This window comes from Achromobacter sp. Marseille-Q0513, from assembly GCF_018195695.1.
Classification (GTDB): domain Bacteria; phylum Pseudomonadota; class Gammaproteobacteria; order Burkholderiales; family Burkholderiaceae_B; genus Achromobacter.
Genome location: NZ_JAGTJY010000045.1, coordinates 19,084 through 35,489, shown reverse-complemented (window position 1 = coordinate 35,489; position 16,406 = coordinate 19,084). Strand labels below are relative to the sequence as shown.

The following is a 16,406-nucleotide window of genomic DNA, read 5'->3' as shown; positions in this document are numbered from 1 at the left end:
TTATGACATCGTACTGCTCTTACGTAGGCTACGTCCATACCAAGTGTTTCGTTTGTTTTTTTTTTTTTAAAGAATCCGGCCCCCCCCGAGCTCCACACAGGGGGTATCGTCGGCGGCGTCAGTTGTGTAAAAGAGCCGGGCCGCCCCCGCCTGCGCGTCGCGCGCCCGCCGCAGGCCGCCGTCGAACAGGGTCTGCGCCAGGCTCGCGCCCAGCGACCAGACGCGGCTGGGCGCGTTGAACCACTGCGCGAAGCTGGCGGCGGTGAAGCCGCCTCCGGCCGACAGCAGCAGCGAGGGGAAATACGCCGCCCGCGCCACGCCGATGCCGGCATTGGCCGCTGCGGCCTCGCGCTCGGCCGCGGCGATGTCGGGACGCCGTTCCAGCAGGGCGGACGGCAGGCCGGCCGGCGTGTCGGGCAGGCGCGGCGTCCACGGCTGGTCCGCCGGCAAGGGCGGCAGGCTGAATTGCGCCGGCGCGCGCCCCGTCAGGATGGCGATGGCGTGCTCCAGCTGGCTGCGCGTGGCCTGCAGGTCGATGGCCTGGGCCTGGGCGGTCTTCAACTGCGCCTCGGCCTGGGCCACGTCGGCGCGCAGCGCCACGCCCGCGCCGTACTGGCTGCGGGTCAGCGCCAGCGTGCGTTCATAGGCCTGCAGCGTGCGGGCGTACAGGCCGATGGCCTGGTCGGTGGCGCGCAGCTGCATGTAGTCCTGCGCCAGCGTGGCCTGGATGCTCAGGCGGGCGGCGGCCAGGTTGGCCTGGCTGGCCTGGGCCGAGGCGTCGCTGGCCTCGACCTGGCGCCGCGTGCCGCCCCAGATGTCCGGTTCCCAGGACACGTTCAGCCCGGCCGAATAGTTGTTGCCCAGCACGGCCTGGCCGCCGCTGAGGGCACGCGCGCGGGTGGCCGACGCCGACGCCCCCACCACCGGCCAGAACGCGGCCCGGGCGGCATCCGAGGCGGCGCGCGCCTGACGGTACTGGGCCTGGGCCTGCTGCAGGGTCTGGTTGGCGGCGTTGGCCTGGACGATCAGCGCATCCAGGGTCGGATCGCCATAGGCCTGCCACCAGGGCTGGCGGCTGTCGATCGCGCCCGGCGCGGCGGTGCGCCATGGCCCCGTTTCCTCGGCGGCATTGGCCGGCGGCGCCGCCGGGTCGCCAGCCTGGGCGGCATCCGGCGCCTGCCCCGAAGGGCTCGACGCCCCGGCAGCTTCCTTGTAGGCGGCCGGCACATCCAGCGCCGGGCGCCGGTAATCCGGCCCCGCCGCGCAACCCGCCAGGGCCAGGAGCAGCGACAGGCAGGCCGCCGCCCCTCTTGGGGCCAGCCTTGCCGCCGGCGATGCGCTGCTGGGTTCCATGTGCGTGGCGGCTCCGGGCCGCATGCGTGATGACGCATCCACTGTAAGCAGGCCTGCCCGACCCCGCGCTGTCCGCCCCCTGACAATCCTGACAGTTTCGGCCCCGCCGGCGGCCCTGGCCCCCCGCCCGATCAAGGCAAAAGCGGTAAACTAGAGCGATTCGTTTCTTGTCCGGCGGCCCTGGGCCGCTGCCGTCCCGTTGGCGTCTCATCACTAACAATGACCACTATCCTCCCGAACCTTCCCACCGGCCAGAAGGTCGGCATCGCCTTCTCCGGCGGCCTGGACACCAGCGCCGCGCTGCTCTGGATGCGCAACAACGGCGCCATCCCCTACGCCTACACCGCGAACCTGGGCCAGCCCGATGAGGCCGACTACGACGAGATCCCGCGCAAGGCCCTGGCCTACGGCGCCAAGAACGCCCGCCTGATCGACTGCCGTCCGCAGCTGGTCGCCGAAGGCATCGCCGCGCTGCAATCGGGCGCCTTCCACATCTCGACCGCCGGCATCACCTACTTCAACACCACGCCCATCGGCCGCGCCGTCACCGGCACCATGCTGGTGGCCGCCATGAAGGAAGACGACGTCAACATCTGGGGCGACGGCAGCACCTTCAAGGGCAACGACATCGAGCGCTTCTACCGCTACGGCCTGCTGACCAACCCGGACCTGAAGATCTACAAGCCCTGGCTGGACCAGCGCTTCATCGACGAGCTGGGCGGCCGTTCGGAAATGTCCGAATACATGCGCCAGGCCGGCTTCGACTACAAGATGTCCGCCGAAAAGGCCTACTCCACCGACTCCAACCTGCTCGGCGCCACGCACGAGGCCAAGGACCTGGAACACCTGAACTCCGGCATCCGCATCGTCAAGCCCATCATGGGCGTGGCGTTCTGGCGCGATGACGTGGCCGTCAAGGCCGAGGAAGTCACGGTGCGCTTCGAGGAAGGCCAGCCGGTCGCGCTGAACGGCGTGGAATACTCGGACCCGGTCGAGCTGATGCTCGAAGCCAACCGCATCGGCGGCCGCCACGGCCTGGGCATGAGCGACCAGATCGAGAACCGCATCATCGAGGCCAAAAGCCGCGGCATCTACGAAGCCCCGGGCATGGCGCTGCTGTTCATCGCCTACGAGCGCCTGGTCACCGGCATCCACAACGAAGACACCATCGAGCAGTACCGCGAAAACGGCCGCAAGCTGGGCCGCCTGCTGTACCAGGGCCGCTGGTTCGACCCGCAAGCCATCATGCTGCGCGAAACCGCCCAGCGCTGGGTGGCCCGCGCCGTCACCGGCGAAGTCACGCTGGAACTGCGCCGCGGCAACGACTACTCGCTGCTGAACACCGAATCGGCCAACCTGACCTACGCTCCCGAGCGCCTGTCGATGGAAAAGGTCGAGAACGCCCCGTTCACGCCGGCCGACCGCATCGGCCAGCTGACGATGCGCAACCTCGACATCACCGACACGCGCGCCAAGCTGTTCACGTATGTGCAGACCGGCCTGCTGGCTTCGTCGGGCACGTCGATCCCGCAGCTGAAAGACGAAAAGAAGTAGGCCCCCCCGAGCGCTTCGCGCTTCCCCCAGGGGCGTCGCTGCGGACCGGCAAAGCCGGCTCCGCGCAGGGTGGAAACCCACCCCCGAAGCGCTGCGCGCTTCCCCCTCAAGGGGGCGTCGCTGCGGACCGGCAAAGCCGGCTCCGCGCGACCTCGATGGGAAGTGCCTCGAATGTCGCGCCTTGGATTGGGTGCGTCGGATGAGGCGATCGATATCGGGTGCGATAGCGGTTCAACAAAAAGCCCCTCGGCACGCCGAGGGGCTTTTTGTTTGGGGCTGGCGCCTTTACAGCTCGACCTGCATGCCCATTTCCACGACGCGGTTGGCCGGGATCTTGAAGAACTTGGTGCTGCGGGTGGCGTTGCGCGCCATGAAGGAGAACACCACGCGGCGCCAGCGCCACAGGGCCGGTTTCTTGGCCGCGACGACGGTCTGGCGCGACAGGAAGTACGAGGTGCGCATCGGTTCCAGGTCGATTTCCGGATAGGCCTCGGCCACCTGGCGCAGGGTCTCGGGCACGTCCGGATCTTCCTTGAAGCCGTAGTGCACCGTGGCCTGCCAGCTGGAGGCGCTGAGCTTGTTGACCGTGAAGCGTTCGTCCTCGGACACGTAGGGCACGTCCGCGACCAGGATGGTCAGGAACAGCACGTGGTCGTGCAGCACCTTGTTGTGCTTGAGGTTGTGCAGCAGCGCCGGCGGCACGTTGCCGGAGTTCATGGTCATGAAGATGGCGGTGCCATGCACGCGCGACGGCGGGTATTCCTCCAGCTGCTCCATGAATTCCTTGAGCGGCTGGCGGTCGCGCTGCTGCATTTCGGACAGCAGGCGGCGGCCCCGGCGCCAGGTCATCATCAGCGTGAACACGACGATCGCCACCACCAGCGGCAGCCAGCCGCCTTCGTGGATCTTGAACACGTTGGCCGCGAACAGCAGCACGTCGAACAGCAGCAGGAGGCCCAGCGCCACCAGCCACAGCATGCGCTTGGCGCCGGTGCTGCCACGCGGCAGCACGGCGAAGGCCAGCACCGAGGTGGTCAGCATGGTGCCGGTCACGGCGAAGCCGTAGGCGGCGGCCAGGTTGTCGGAATTGCGGAACACCAGCACCAGCACCAGCACGGCGCACAGCAGCAGCGCGTTGACCTGGGGCAGGTAGATCTGGCCCTTCTCGACCGCCGAGGTGTGCAGGATCTGCATGCGCGGCCAGAAGCCCAGCTGCACGGCCTGGCGCGTGACCGAGTACGCGCCCGAGATCACCGCCTGCGACGCCACCACGGTGGCCACGGTGGCCAGCGCCACCAGCGGCGCCAGGCCCCAGTCGGGCGCCATCAGGAAGAAGGGATTGCGGATCGCCTCAGGATCGCGCAGCAGCAGCGCGCCCTGGCCGAAGTAGCACAGCGTCAGCGCCGGCATCACCATGCTGAACCAGGCGCGGCGGATGGCGGGGCGACCGAAGTGGCCCATGTCGGCGTACAGCGCCTCGGCGCCCGTCAGCGCCAGCACCACGGCGCCCAGCAGCACGAAGCTGATCCAGGGGAATTCAACGATGAAGCGCAAGCCCCACATGGGATTGAGCGCATTGAGCACCTCCGGCGTCTGCCAGACCTGCCAGCCGCCCAGCAGCGCCAGCGTGCCGAACCACAGCGCCATCACCGGGCCGAACAGCTTGCCCATCAGGCCGGTGCCGTGAGACTGGATCACGAACAGGCCCACCAGCACCAGCAGCGCCAGCGGCACGACCCACTCATCGAGCTGGTGCGAAACGATGCCGATGCCCTCCAGCGCCGACAGCACTGAAATCGCCGGCGTGATCATGCTGTCGCCATAGAACAGCGCGGCGCCGAATATGCCCAGCACGATCAGCACCCAGCGCATCCGCCCTGCCCGACCGCGCACGGCCAGCTCCAGCAGCGCCAGCGTGCCGCCTTCGCCCCGATTGTCGGCGCGCAGCACCAGCATCACGTACTTGAACGACACCACCACCATCAGCATCCAGAACAGGATGGACAGCACGCCCAGCAGGTGCGCCGGCTCCAGGTCGGTATGCACGCTCAACCCGGTCAGGCAGGCCCGCAGGGTGTAGAGCGGGCTGGTGCCGATGTCGCCGTACACCACGCCCAGCGCCCCCAGGACGAGCGCTGCCTTGGACGATGGCGCATGCACCAAGCCAGCCGGGCTGGAAGACGAGTTAGGAACGCGGACCGTGTCCTGGCTCATGATGTGGGCTCTTGCCGAGTGAGTTGGGCTCCCTTGCGGGGGCCGGGGAACACGACGGACAGCCGCGTTCCGGGAAAATCGGGGCGGCTGGTGAGCCGCCACCAGGCGCCGTGCGCATGCGCGATCTCGCGCACGATGGCCAGGCCCAGGCCCGAGCCGCCCGCGGTCGCCGTGGGCGAGCGATAGAAGGCCTCGAACACGCGGTCGCGCTCTTCGGGCGGAATGCCGGGGCCGTCATCCTCGACCGTCAGCGACGGCGGGTTGGCGCCCACGATGAGCACGATGCGGCCGGTCTCGTTGCCGTAGCGCAGCGCGTTGTCGATCAGGTTGCCCAGCAGCTCGGCCAGCAGCAGCGGGTCGGCGTCGATCCAGATCGGCGTGTCCGGCGCCACCAGGTCCAGCTCATGGCGCGCCTCGCGCGCCCGGGGAAACCACTCGGCCCCGTTCGACCGCACCCATTCGCACAGGTCGATGCGCACGAAGCTGTCTTGAGGCCGGGCATTGGGATCGGCGCGCGCCAGCACCAGCAGCTGCTGGCCCAGGCGGATCATGCGGTCGCTGACCGCCTTGATGCGCTCGGCGCGCGCACGCACGTCGTCCGGCAGGGGCCGCGCCAGCATCAGCTCGGATTCCAGCCGCAGCCCGGACAAAGGCGTGCGCAACTGATGGGCCGCATGGCCGATGAAGCGCCGCTGCGCCGCCAGCGAGGCGTCCAGGCGCAGCAGCAGGTCGTTGGTGTGCGTGACCAGCGGCTCGATCTCGACCGGCACGCCGGCCACTTCCAGCGGCTGCATGTCGTCGATGGAACGCTGGCGGATCTCTTCGGACAGATGGTTCACCGAGCGCAGGCCCGAGCGCACGCCCTGCACCACCACCCAGGTGAACATCACGATCAGCACGATCTGCCCCAGCACCATCAGCCAGAGGAAATCCTCCAGCATCCACATCGACATCTCGATCTTGTGCGTGATGACCCAGGTGGCGACCAGGTCCAGCAGGACCAGCAGCAGGATGGGCGGCATCAGCCGGATGACCAGATGCCGGGCCAGGGAACGGGAAGGAAGCAGCGGGCGCGAGGCCGGAGCGGCGGCGGGAAGAATGCGTTCCTGCGTCATGGCCCGGGGCCCTCAGGGTAGGCGGGAGGATGGTCGCGGCCGGCGCGAGGCGGCCGCAATCGGCCGTCAGGCCGCTTCGACATCCAGCATATAGCCGAAACCGCGCACCGTCTGGATGCTGGCGCCGGTGCCTTCCAGGCGCTTGCGCAGGCGGTACACATAGACCTCGACGGCATTCTCGCTGAAATCGGCATCCCAGGCGGACAGCGAATTGACGATCTGCCGCTTGGTCACGACACGGCCCACGCGGGCCATCAGCATCTCCAGCACGGAAAGTTCGCGCACCGACAGCGCCAGGCGCTGGCCGTTGGCCCGCACTTCCCGGCCGACGGTGTCGAAGCTGAGCGGACCGACCTCGATCAGCGGCTGGGCCTGTCCGGCGCGGCGGCGACCGAAGGCGCGCACGCGGGCGGCCAGCTCGGGCAATTCAAAGGGCTTGGTGACGTAGTCGTCGGCGCCGGCATCCAGCCCGGCCACGCGATCTTCGATGCCGTCGCGGGCGGTCAGAATCAGCACGGGAACCTGGTTGCCGTCCTGGCGCAGCTGGCGCAGGACATCCAGGCCGCTCATGCCGGGCAGGTTGAGGTCGAGCAGCAGCAGGTCGTATGGCTGGCCGGCCAGCGCGCCGAGCACGCGGTCGCCTTCGGTCAGCCAGTCGACCGCATACCCCTGGTCGGCCAGGAATTCCTGGAGCGCGTGGCCCAGGGTGGTGTCGTCTTCGATTACCAGAACTCGCATGCCGGGATTCTAGCGCGATCCCGACGAAAACGGGGCGCCAGCGGCGCCCCGTGATCGGGATTCGTTCAATATCCGGCTCAGCGGGCGGGGGCTGGCGCGCCCCCCTGCTCCGCCGCGGCGCCCTGGCCGTTGCCGCCGGTCGGCGGCGTGGTGACAAAACCAATGCGTGTCATACCGGAACGGCGAGCCGAGGCCATGACCTTGGCCAGCGTCTCGTAGCGGGTGTTCTGGTCGGCGCGGATGCGGATCTCGGGCTGCGGCTTGTCGCCGGCCAGCGCCTTGAAGCGATTGGGCAGGTCGTCGATGTTGACCGGCTTCTCGTCCCAGAACAGCGCGCCGCTGGCGTCGATGGCCAGGTCCACGGTCTTGGGCTCTTCCTCGATCTGCTCGGCCGCCACCTGGGGCATGTTGATCTTGATCGAGTGCGCCAGCAGCGGCGCCGTGATGATGAAGATCACCAGCAGCACCAGCATGACGTCGATCAGGGGCACCATGTTGATCTCGGAGACGGTATTGGAGCCGCCTCCCTTGCCCTCGAAGCTGCCAAAGGCCATTTATTCGCTCCCGCGTTGGGCGCCGCCGTTCTGGCGGCGCAGGGCGCGCACCTTGCCGTCGGACAGCGCGACTTGCTGGCCAGTGGTCAGGAACGCGAACAGGTCGTGCGCGAAGGCGTCCAGGCGAGACAGGAACACGCGGTTGTTGCGCACGAAGGTGTTGTACGCCAGAACCGCCGGAATCGCCACCGCCAGGCCCAGGCCGGTCATGATCAGGGCCTCGCCCACCGGACCGGCGATGCGGTTGATGGTCACGCCGTCGGACAGGCCGATGCCCACCAGCGCGTGGTACACGCCCCAGACCGTGCCGAACAGGCCCACGAAGGGCGCGGTCGAACCGACCGAGGCCAGCACCGTCAGGCCGTTTTCCAGCTTGGCGGTTTCCTCGTCGATCACCTTGCGCATGGTGCGGGTGACGAACTCGGAGCTGGAGCCGGATTCTTCCAGCTTGGTGGCGCCGAACTTGTTGTGGTGCGCCTGCGCGTGCATGGCGTGGCTGGCCAGGTGCGAGAAGGGATCGCGCGCGCCGTGGGTGACGATTTCGTTCTCGACCTGCTCCAGCGAGCTGGCGTTCCAGAACTTGTTCAGGAAGTCGCGCGAGCGCTTGCGCATGCTGACGTTGCTGGCGACCTTGACCAGGATCAGGTACCAGGTGACCAGCGACATCAGGATCAGGATGATGAACAGGCTCTTGCCGACAAAGTCGCTCTGCGCGACGAAATGCAGGAAGCCCATGTCCGGCGTGGCGACCGGCGGGGCCGAAGCGGCGGGCAGCGCGGCAGCGGCGCCGTGCAGCGCGTCGGCGGTCTGCTGGACGGCGCCGGCAGCCTGCTGCGCCACGCCGCCGGCCGCCGTGGCGGCTTGCTGGGCGGCGGGCGCCGCCGCACCGGCGGCAGCCGGCGCGGCCGGGCTGGTGGTCGCCTGCGCCACCAGCGTGGCGCTATGCATTGCGTTGGACATCTCAGTTCCTCATTACGAAATCGAAAGGAATTTTGGCTTTGGCGGCATAGGCCACGCCATTACGGGTATAGGGCTTGAAGCGGGCCTTGCGGATGGCGGTCAGCGCCGCCTCGTCCAGGCGCGGCGAACCGGAAGAGGAATCGACGCGCGCGCTCACGACCAGGCCCTGGTTGTTGATTTCCACCAGCACCACCACCCGGCCTTCCTCGCGCATGCGGCGCGACGCCATAGGATAGTTGGCGGTCGGCTTGGCGCCCAGGTATTCGACGCTGGACACCAGCTCGGGCTGGTCGGGCGGCGGCCCCTGCTGCGGGCTTTGCGTGGCCTGGCTGCCTTCGGGCGTGCCGGTGGGCTGCGCGGGCGGCGTGTCAGGCTTGGGCTCCTGCTTGGGCGCTTCCTGCTTGGGCTGCGGCTTGGGCTTGGGTTTGGGCTTCGGCTTGGGCGCGGGCATCGGCGGCTTTTCGACCACCGGCTCGGGTTCGGGCTCGGGTTCCGGATCCGGCTTGGTTTCCGGCTCGGGCTCGACCTGCGGCTCGGGCGGCGGCGGCTCGACGACGGGCTGCGGCACTTCCGGCGCGGGTTCCTCGGCCTTGGCGACCTGCGCCACCGGCGCCTCGATCACGCTCACCATGATGGTCTCGGGCTGTTCCAGCTTGGGAGCCTCGGGAGGCGCCATGAAAATGGCGCCGACGACGGCCGCATGCAAGGCAAGGACCACCAGGCCGGCGCCTGCGCGTAAACCGATGGAAGAGGACGGCGATGAAGCGTTCGAACCGTGTTGAAAACTAGGCATGAATCAGCCGGGGGCACATGGACTTATCTGGCCAGCCAGACCCGAATGACGCGCACCGCAAGGCGACGCCGGCTGACCGGTACAAGCCAAGCATCATAGCTTAAATGCGAATGATTCGCACGTCCTATTTCGTCTGATACTTAATCACATGCTTGATGCCGCGCATGGCGGCGCTTCGCGGCCTGTGCGCGCGAATGCAGCCCGCCTGCCCGCATCGTGATGCCGGAACACGCGGCATGAAATCAGGAATGCATGGAACGACGCCAGCGGACGATGCGACGCATGGAACGCGGATAGGGCGGACGCGGGCGCGATGGAACGGCAAAGGGATCGATCACATGGAACATCCATGCACATGAAACCTCCTGCCGGAACGATCCGCGAAAACGGCAACGACGACATGCCGCCCAAAACAAAAAACCCGCACCATCGATATGTGCGGGTTTTCAGTCTTGCGTGCTTCTGGTGGGTGCTACAGGGGTCGAACCTGTGACCTACGCCTTGTAAGGGCGCCGCTCTACCAACTGAGCTAAGCACCCGTCAGGTTGCCGGAATTTCCGACGCGCAGCCATTGCTGGACTACACATGAAAAGGCCGACGGGGTACTCAAAAGCAATACGCGGGCCGGAGTATACCGGACCGCGTATTTGTCGGCAAATCAGCTGGCGCCGTGGCCAGCCCGATCCGCCTCGTCAATTAGTTGACGGCGTCCTTCAGGGCCTTGCCGGGACGGAACTTCGGCACCTTGGCCTTCTTGATCTTGATGGTCTCGCCGGTGCGCGGGTTACGGCCGGTGCGCGCAGCGCGAGCCGACACGGCGAACGTGCCGAAGCCAACCAGGGTGACCGTGCCGCCCTTCTTCAGGGTGGTCTTGACGGCACCGATCAGGGCGTCGAGCGAACGGCCGGCGGCAGCCTTCGAGATATCGGCCTTGCTGGCGATGTGATCGATGAGTTCGGTTTTGTTCATTCAGATGTACCCCTCACAAGGTATGGAGTTTGCCGGAACCCGACTGCATGACGGCCACATTGGAACGGCACGCGTCTTGACGCGAACGTACCGGCAAACGACGAACAGACTAGTGGATAAACTTTTTCTTGCGCTGCAAAGCACAACTTTTAAACTGCTGCGCCGCTTGAAGTTGGACGGCAAAAAGCCGTCGAACCCCCAGCGACGCAGACGTGTATTAGGCCTTGGCCCTGGGCGACTGTCAAGCGAAAACCTCACCACAACCCGCGCCAATACTAGCTTTTAGCCGCTTTCGCAATAAACAAAAACACGCATTTCGGGGTTTGCGCGACAGCGCTCTTGCGCCTCGCGCGCCGCGCTCAGACGTCGACCCAGCGACGCAGCAAATTGTGATAGATGCCCGTCAGCTGCACGATGGACGGATGACCCGCGGCGTCCTGATTCAGGCGCTGTATGGCCACGTCCATGTCCAGCAGCAGCGCGCGCTGGCTGTCTTCGCGCACCAGGCTCTGCATCCAGAAGAACGAGCTGACGCGCGCGCCGCGCGTGACGGGGTTCACTTTGTGAAGACTGGTGCCGGGATATAGCACCATGTGTCCGGCCGGCAGCTTGACCGCGCGCGGGCCATAGGTGTCGTCGATCACCAGCTCGCCACCGTCATAGGAATCGGGATCCGAGAAGAACAGCGTGGCCGACAGGTCGGTGCGCACGCGCTCGGATCCGCCGGACAGCGCGCGCACCGCGTTGTCGACGTGATAGCCGAAGGCCTCGCCGCCCTCGTAGCGGTTGAACAGCGGCGGAAAGATCTTGCGCGGCAGCGCGGCCGACATGAACAGGTTGTTGGCGCTCAGCCGCTGCAGGATCAGGTTGCCCAGCTCCTGGGCCAGCGGATGCTGCTCGGGCAGTTGGCGGTTGCGCTTGACCTCGGCGGACTGGTAGCCCGCGGTCACCTTGCCGTCCACCCATTCGGCCGCGTCCAGGCGGCGGCGGATCTCAAGGGCCTCCTCGGGCGTGAAGACATCGGCGATCTGTATCAGCATGGGTCTGGCCTTGGTTCTTTCTACACGTGCGCGGGCGCGCGCCGGACGGACCGGCGCCGTGAATGCCCGAATTATCCTTGCAGGCAGCCGTTGAGCGCCTGATCGAAGTCAAACAGCAGGTCGCCCTCGTCCTCGATGCCCACCGACACGCGGATCAGGCTGTCCGCGATGCCCATCTGCTGGCGCCGCTCGGCACCCATTTCGTAATAGATGGTGTGGGCGGCGGGCAGCGCCAGGCTGCGCGTGTCGCCCAGGTGCGTGGCCATCAGCACGATGCGCAGGCGGTTCAGGAAATCGAAGCAGTCCACGCCATCGGCCAGCTCCACGCCCAGCAGGCCGCCGAAGCGCGAACCGAACAGCGCCGCGGCGCGCGCGTGCTGCGGATGGCTTTCCAGGCCGGGATAATGCACCTTGGCCACGCCGCGGTGCGATTCCAGGAAACGCGCCAGCGCCAGCGCGTTCGAGCAATGCTTGGCCATGCGCAGCGCCAGCGTCTCGGCGCCAACCGCGATGCGGTGCGCCGGCTCGGCCGCCAGCGTGCCGCCCATGTCGCGCAGGCCCTTCTTCTTGATCTGCGTCAGCCCCCAGCCGGTGGCCGCCCCCTTGCGGTAGGCCTCGTAGATGTTGTCGTAGCCGCTCCAGTCGTACAGCCCGGTGTCGGTGACCGCGCCGCCCAGCGCGTTGCCGTGGCCGCCGATGTACTTGGACAGCGAGTTCATGACCAGCGAGGCGCCCACCGACGACGGCCGGAACATCCACGGCGAGGTCAGCGTATTGTCCACCACATAGACCAGGCCGCGCTCGCGGCAGATCTCGCCGATCACCGCCAGGTCGGCCACCTGCGTGCCGGGGTTGGCGATGGTCTCGGTGAACACCATACGGGTATTCGGCCGGATCGCCTCGCGCACCTGGGCCGAGTCGGTCGCGTCCACGAAGGTGATTTCCACGCCCAGTTCCAGCAGCGTGCCCAGCAGGCTGTTGGTGTTGCCGAACACGTACTGGCTGGACACCAGATGATCGCCCCGGCGCAGCAGCGTGGTGAAGATCGCGGACAGCGCCGCCATGCCCGTCGAGAAGCTGACCGAACTCTTGCCGCCCTCCATTTGCGTGATCTTGGCTTCCAGCGCCGTGGTCGTGGGCGTGCCCTGGCGCGCGTAGGTGAAGCCGGCCTTGCCCTGGAACACGGCGGCCAGTTCGCGCGCGTCTTCGTAGGCGAACTCGGACGACGGATGCATGGGCTTGTGCACCGCTCCGTGCTCGACGGATTGATGGCGGTCGGAGTGCAGGATGGTGGTGGTGAAGCCGTTCTGGCGCATGATGGACGATCAGTTCTGGTGGACGGAAACCCGGGGTCGCCGCGCATCGCGGCGAAATCCCGCCGGGGCCCGCGAGCCCCGGCGGCATGAATACAGCGAGGAAACTGCGTGAAGACTGCGAAAAATCAGGCTTGCCGCTGGCGCACGGTCTCGTACAGGCAGACGGCGCTGGCCACGCTGACGTTCAGGCTTTCCACCGAACCCAGCATGGGAATATTGACGAGCTGGTCGCAGGTCTCGCGGGTCAGGCGGCGCATGCCCTCGCCTTCCGCCCCCATGACCCAGGCCATGGGCTGACGCGCGTCGATCTGGTGCATGCTGTCGCTGGCCTGGTCGTCGGTGCCGACCAGCCACACGCCGCGGTCCTTCAGGCTGCGCATGGTGCGCGCCAGGTTGGTGACCATCAGGTAGGGCACGGTGTCGGCTGCGCCGCAGGCCACGCGCTGCACGGTGCTGTTCAGGCCCACCGCGCGATCGCGTGGCGCGATCACCGCGTGCACGCCGGCCGCGTCGGCCGTGCGCAGGCAGGCGCCCAGGTTGTGCGGATCGGTCACGCCGTCCAGGATCAGCAGCAGCGGCGGCCCTTCGATCACGTCGAGCACTTCATCGACGTCCACCGCCAGCTGGCGCTCTTCGGCCAGCGCCACCACGCCCTGGTGGCGGGTGCCGCGCGCCAGGCCGTCCAGGCGCTCCATGCCGACCGGATGCAGGCGGCAGCCGGCGCGCTCGGCCTGCTCGATGAACGTCTGCATGCGCTTGTCGCGGCGCGACGCTTCTACGTAGATTTCCTTGATCGAATCGGGCGCGTGGCGCAGCCGCGCGACCACCGCGTGAAACCCGGCCAGGACTTGGGTCGACGCCATAACTATGCAATACCTTTAGAAAAACGAATACCCGCCCCACATCGGGACGGGCCGCCGGACAGCGCCGGCCATAGCCGCAATGTTACCCCTTAAGGGGCGGCGGCCAACGACTGTCTCGCAATAATGGGACACGCGCGCAAGATCGCCGTGAATGCCCTCGCCACACGAAACGCCTCGTTTCCGCCAGAATTTCCTCGGCGCCTAGACAAGAAGAAAAGCCATCCCCGTGCTACGCCGCCGCCCATCTGGGCCGCACGGAGCCGGCTTTGCCGGTCCGTCGCGGCGCCCCCTTGAGGGGGGAGGCGCGTAGCGCCTCGGGGGTGGGTCTACCTCTTTGGCTTTTTCGCCGCCGCGTGCTTGGCGGGCCGGCCGGCCTTCTTGGCCTCGGCGCGGCGCACCTTGGCGGTCTGGCCTTTCAGGGCCGCCGGCTTGGGCGCCGCCGCCTTCTTGACGCGGCGCGAGCCGTCGTCGGGACCGCGCGCCGACGCCTTGCGCAAGGCGTCGAAGCTGGTGCCCTGGACCAGGCGGAACTCGATACGGCGCGCTTCCAGATCCACGCGCGACACCTGCACCTGCACCTTGTCGGTCAGGCGGTAGCGCATGCCGGTGCGTTCGCCGCGCAGCTCGTGCAGCGCGTCGTTGAACTGGAAGTACTCGCCGCCCAGTTCCGACACATGCACCAGCCCTTCGACATGCAGCGTATCCAGCGTGACGAAGATGCCGAAGCTGGCCACGCCCGTGACCGTGCCGCTGAAGTCCTCGCCCACGCGCTCCTTGACGAACCAGCACTTGAGCCAGGCCTCGACGTCGCGCGAGGCTTCGTCGGCGCGCCGCTCGCAGGCCGACAGCATCAGGCCCAGTTTTTCCCAGATGGCGTGCTCGTGCTCGCGCTGGGTGCGGCCGATGACCACCGCGTGCTCGTCCAGGCTGGGCACATAACGCTGGCCGGCCAGCAGCGCCTTGATGACGCGATGCGTCAGCAGGTCGGGATAACGGCGGATCGGCGACGTGAAGTGGCTGTAGCCGGGATAGGCCAGGCCGAAGTGGCCGAGATTGTCCGGGCTGTAGATGGCCTGCTGCATGGAGCGCAGGCACATGGTCTGCAGCAGCTGGTAATCGGGACGGCCGCGCACGCTGTCCAGGAAGTCGCCGTAGTCCTTGGCCGTGGGCGTCTCGCCCCCGCCCAGCGTCGACAAGCCCATGGTGCGCAGGAACTCGCGCAGCGATTGCAGGCGTTCCGGCGTCGGGCCTTCGTGGATGCGATACAGGCCGGGATGCTTGCTGCGCGTCATGAAGTCGGCCGCGCAGGTATTGGCGGCCAGCATGCACTCTTCGATCAGCTTGTGCGCGTCGTTGCGCACCGACGGCGCGATCTGCTCGATGCGGCCCAGCTCGTTGCAGACGATCTTGGTTTCCACCGTATCGAAATCGATGGCGCCGCGCTTCTTGCGGCCCTGCGCCAGCAGCTGGTACAGCTCGTACAGGTGCTGCACCTGGGGCATGACCGAGCGCATGGCATGCGCGGCCGGCCCGCCGGGCTGCTGCAGCGCGGCCCAGATGTTGGTGTAGGTGGTGCGGGCATGCGAGTACATGACCGCGTTGTAGAACTGGTAGGCCGTGACCGTGCCGGCCTTGGCGCCGCTGGCCGGGATGACCATGTCGCAGACCAGCACCAGGCGGTCCACCTCGGGGTTCAGCGAGCACAGGCCGTTGGACAGCGACTCCGGCAGCATCGGGATGACCCGGCGCGGGAAATAGACGCTGGTGCCGCGCTCGACGGCGTCGTCGTCCAGCGCGTCACCGGGCCGCACGTAGTGGCTGACGTCGGCGATCGCCACCAGCAGGCGCCAGCCCGGACGCTTGCGCTGGCCCGTGCCCAGTTCCACCGGCTCGCAGTAGACGGCGTCGTCGAAGTCGCGGGCGTCCTCGCCGTCGATGGTGATCAGCGGCACGTCGCGCAGGTCGACGCGGTCCTTCAGGTCGCCCTTGCGGACCACGTCGGGCAGGCGCGCGGCCTGCTTGCGGGCGGCTTCGGAGAATTCCACCGGCACGTCGAACTTGCGCACCGCGATCTCGATCTCCATGCCGGGATCGTCGATCTCGCCCAGCACCTCGGACACACGGCCCAGCGGCTGCGTGTGGCGGGTGGGCTGCGCCATGATCTCGACCGCCACCACCTGCCCGTGCTGGGCGCCGTTGGTGTCGCTGGGCGGGATCAGGATGTCGTGCTTGATGCGCTGGTCTTCCGGCACCACGATGGACAGGCCATGCTCGTGCAGAAAGCGACCGACCAGCTTGTTGGTGCGGCGCTCGATGACCTCGACGATGGTGCCTTCGGGCTTGCCGCGATACTCGCCGCCCGGCTTGACCAACACGCGGTCGCCATGCAGCACCTTGAGCATCTCGCGCGGCGACAGGAACAGGTCCGGGCCGCCGTCGTCGCGCAGCAGGAAGCCGAAACCATCGCGGTGGCCCAGCACCTTGCCGGCCACGAAGTCCAGCTTGGTGGCCAGCAGCAGCACGCCCTTGCGGTTGGGCATCAGTTGACCATCGCGTTCCATGGCGGCGAGGCGGCGCTCGAAGCCGACCATGGTCGCCTCGCGCTCGACGCCCATGCGCTCGGCCAGCTCGGCCGGCGACAAGGGCGCTCCCGCGCCGCGCAACGCCTTCAATATGGCTTCGCGAGACGGAACATCAGGATCGAAGTCGGGAGGCGCTTCGGGCAAGGGGGTTGATCTGTTGTTATTCGAGTCGTTATTCGATCGTTTTGCCAAAGCTAAAATTTCCGTATATAATGCGCAGCTTCTGTGGTTCGCCCAAGGCTGAACACTGAAAGCAAAAGAGAAGGGCCGGTGAAGTTTGCAAGCTGTGTTTCAAAAACCAGATTGTAAGACCAACCGAAAAAATAGTGTGATCGCGGCGCTACCAAAGTTCAAA

General features: G+C 67.2%; 13 protein-coding genes and 1 tRNA gene. 1 reads left to right on the top strand and 13 read right to left on the bottom strand.

Going from position 1 to position 16,406, the window contains the following annotated elements; all coding sequences use genetic code 11:
- Positions 1-66: 66 nt before the first annotated feature.
- A complete protein-coding gene (locus KDH83_RS11975) occupies positions 67-1,353 on the bottom strand; it encodes an efflux transporter outer membrane subunit (RefSeq protein WP_212315866.1) in 1,287 nt (428 codons plus the stop codon).
- Positions 1,354-1,572: 219 nt separating this feature from the next.
- On the opposite strand from KDH83_RS11975, the gene argG reads away from it, so the two are divergent.
- Positions 1,573-2,907, top strand: a complete 1,335-nt coding sequence (gene argG / locus KDH83_RS11970) for an argininosuccinate synthase (RefSeq protein WP_212315864.1) — start codon at positions 1,573-1,575, stop codon at positions 2,905-2,907.
- Positions 2,908-3,192: 285 nt separating this feature from the next.
- On the opposite strand, the gene KDH83_RS11965 is transcribed toward argG, so the two are convergent.
- From KDH83_RS11965 to rnr, 12 genes are all read right to left on the bottom strand, one after another.
- Complete coding sequence (locus KDH83_RS11965; RefSeq protein ID WP_212315862.1) at positions 3,193-5,121, bottom strand: potassium transporter Kup; 1,929 nt, start codon at positions 5,119-5,121, stop codon at positions 3,193-3,195.
- The gene (locus tag KDH83_RS11960) at positions 5,118-6,143 is read right to left on the bottom strand and encodes an ATP-binding protein (RefSeq protein ID WP_212315872.1); all 1,026 of its coding nucleotides are present in this window, start codon (positions 6,141-6,143) and stop codon (positions 5,118-5,120) included. The genes KDH83_RS11965 and KDH83_RS11960 overlap by 4 nt, the downstream gene beginning before the upstream one ends.
- Positions 6,144-6,302: 159 nt before the next feature.
- The gene (locus KDH83_RS11955) at positions 6,303-6,974 is read right to left on the bottom strand and encodes a response regulator transcription factor (RefSeq protein ID WP_212315860.1); all 672 of its coding nucleotides are present in this window, start codon (positions 6,972-6,974) and stop codon (positions 6,303-6,305) included.
- 77 nt (positions 6,975-7,051) lie between these two features.
- Entirely contained in the window at positions 7,052-7,528 is a 477-nt protein-coding gene (locus tag KDH83_RS11950) for a biopolymer transporter ExbD (protein WP_212315859.1), read from the bottom strand.
- Positions 7,529-8,488 (bottom strand): MotA/TolQ/ExbB proton channel family protein, encoded by a 960-nt coding sequence (locus tag KDH83_RS11945; RefSeq protein ID WP_212315857.1) that lies wholly within the window; start codon positions 8,486-8,488, stop codon positions 7,529-7,531. It abuts the gene before it with no gap.
- Position 8,489: 1 nt separating this feature from the next.
- Positions 8,490-9,281 carry an energy transducer TonB gene (locus KDH83_RS11940; RefSeq protein ID WP_212315854.1) on the bottom strand — a complete coding sequence of 264 codons (792 nt, stop codon included), beginning with the start codon at positions 9,279-9,281 and terminating at the stop codon, positions 8,490-8,492.
- 463 nt (positions 9,282-9,744) lie between these two features.
- Positions 9,745-9,820: transfer RNA gene (locus tag KDH83_RS11935), tRNA-Val, on the bottom strand.
- A gap of 157 nt (positions 9,821-9,977) precedes the next feature.
- Entirely contained in the window at positions 9,978-10,250 is a 273-nt protein-coding gene (locus KDH83_RS11930; RefSeq protein WP_003812968.1) for an HU family DNA-binding protein, read from the bottom strand.
- Between the two features lie 359 nt (positions 10,251-10,609).
- Entirely contained in the window at positions 10,610-11,290 is a 681-nt protein-coding gene (locus KDH83_RS11925) for a Fe2+-dependent dioxygenase (RefSeq protein WP_212315852.1), read from the bottom strand.
- Between the two features lie 71 nt (positions 11,291-11,361).
- Positions 11,362-12,606, bottom strand: coding sequence for a cystathionine gamma-synthase family protein (locus tag KDH83_RS11920; protein WP_212315850.1), 1,245 nt, complete (start codon positions 12,604-12,606; stop codon positions 11,362-11,364).
- 125 nt (positions 12,607-12,731) lie between these two features.
- Entirely contained in the window at positions 12,732-13,469 is a 738-nt protein-coding gene (gene rlmB, locus KDH83_RS11915; RefSeq protein ID WP_212315841.1) for a 23S rRNA (guanosine(2251)-2'-O)-methyltransferase RlmB, read from the bottom strand.
- Positions 13,470-13,795: 326 nt separating this feature from the next.
- Positions 13,796-16,243, bottom strand: a complete 2,448-nt coding sequence (rnr, locus tag KDH83_RS11910) for a ribonuclease R (RefSeq protein WP_212315839.1) — start codon at positions 16,241-16,243, stop codon at positions 13,796-13,798.
- Positions 16,244-16,406: the final 163 nt, after the last annotated feature.

Bases quoted from the DNA above. Each gene is read 5' to 3' on its own strand.
- KDH83_RS11975 (WP_212315866.1), bottom strand. From the start codon at position 1,353: ATGGAACCCAGCAGCGCATCGCCGGCGGCAAGGCTGGCCCCAAGAGGG.
- argG (WP_212315864.1), top strand. From the start codon at position 1,573: ATGACCACTATCCTCCCGAACCTTCCCACCGGCCAGAAGGTCGGCATC.
- KDH83_RS11965 (WP_212315862.1), bottom strand. From the start codon at position 5,121: ATGAGCCAGGACACGGTCCGCGTTCCTAACTCGTCTTCCAGCCCGGCT.
- KDH83_RS11960 (WP_212315872.1), bottom strand. From the start codon at position 6,143: ATGCCGCCCATCCTGCTGCTGGTCCTGCTGGACCTGGTCGCCACCTGG.
- KDH83_RS11955 (WP_212315860.1), bottom strand. From the start codon at position 6,974: ATGCGAGTTCTGGTAATCGAAGACGACACCACCCTGGGCCACGCGCTC.
- KDH83_RS11950 (WP_212315859.1), bottom strand. From the start codon at position 7,528: ATGGCCTTTGGCAGCTTCGAGGGCAAGGGAGGCGGCTCCAATACCGTC.
- KDH83_RS11945 (WP_212315857.1), bottom strand. From the start codon at position 8,488: ATGTCCAACGCAATGCATAGCGCCACGCTGGTGGCGCAGGCGACCACC.
- KDH83_RS11940 (WP_212315854.1), bottom strand. From the start codon at position 9,281: ATGCCTAGTTTTCAACACGGTTCGAACGCTTCATCGCCGTCCTCTTCC.
- KDH83_RS11930 (WP_003812968.1), bottom strand. From the start codon at position 10,250: ATGAACAAAACCGAACTCATCGATCACATCGCCAGCAAGGCCGATATC.
- KDH83_RS11925 (WP_212315852.1), bottom strand. From the start codon at position 11,290: ATGCTGATACAGATCGCCGATGTCTTCACGCCCGAGGAGGCCCTTGAG.
- KDH83_RS11920 (WP_212315850.1), bottom strand. From the start codon at position 12,606: ATGCGCCAGAACGGCTTCACCACCACCATCCTGCACTCCGACCGCCAT.
- rlmB (WP_212315841.1), bottom strand. From the start codon at position 13,469: ATGGCGTCGACCCAAGTCCTGGCCGGGTTTCACGCGGTGGTCGCGCGG.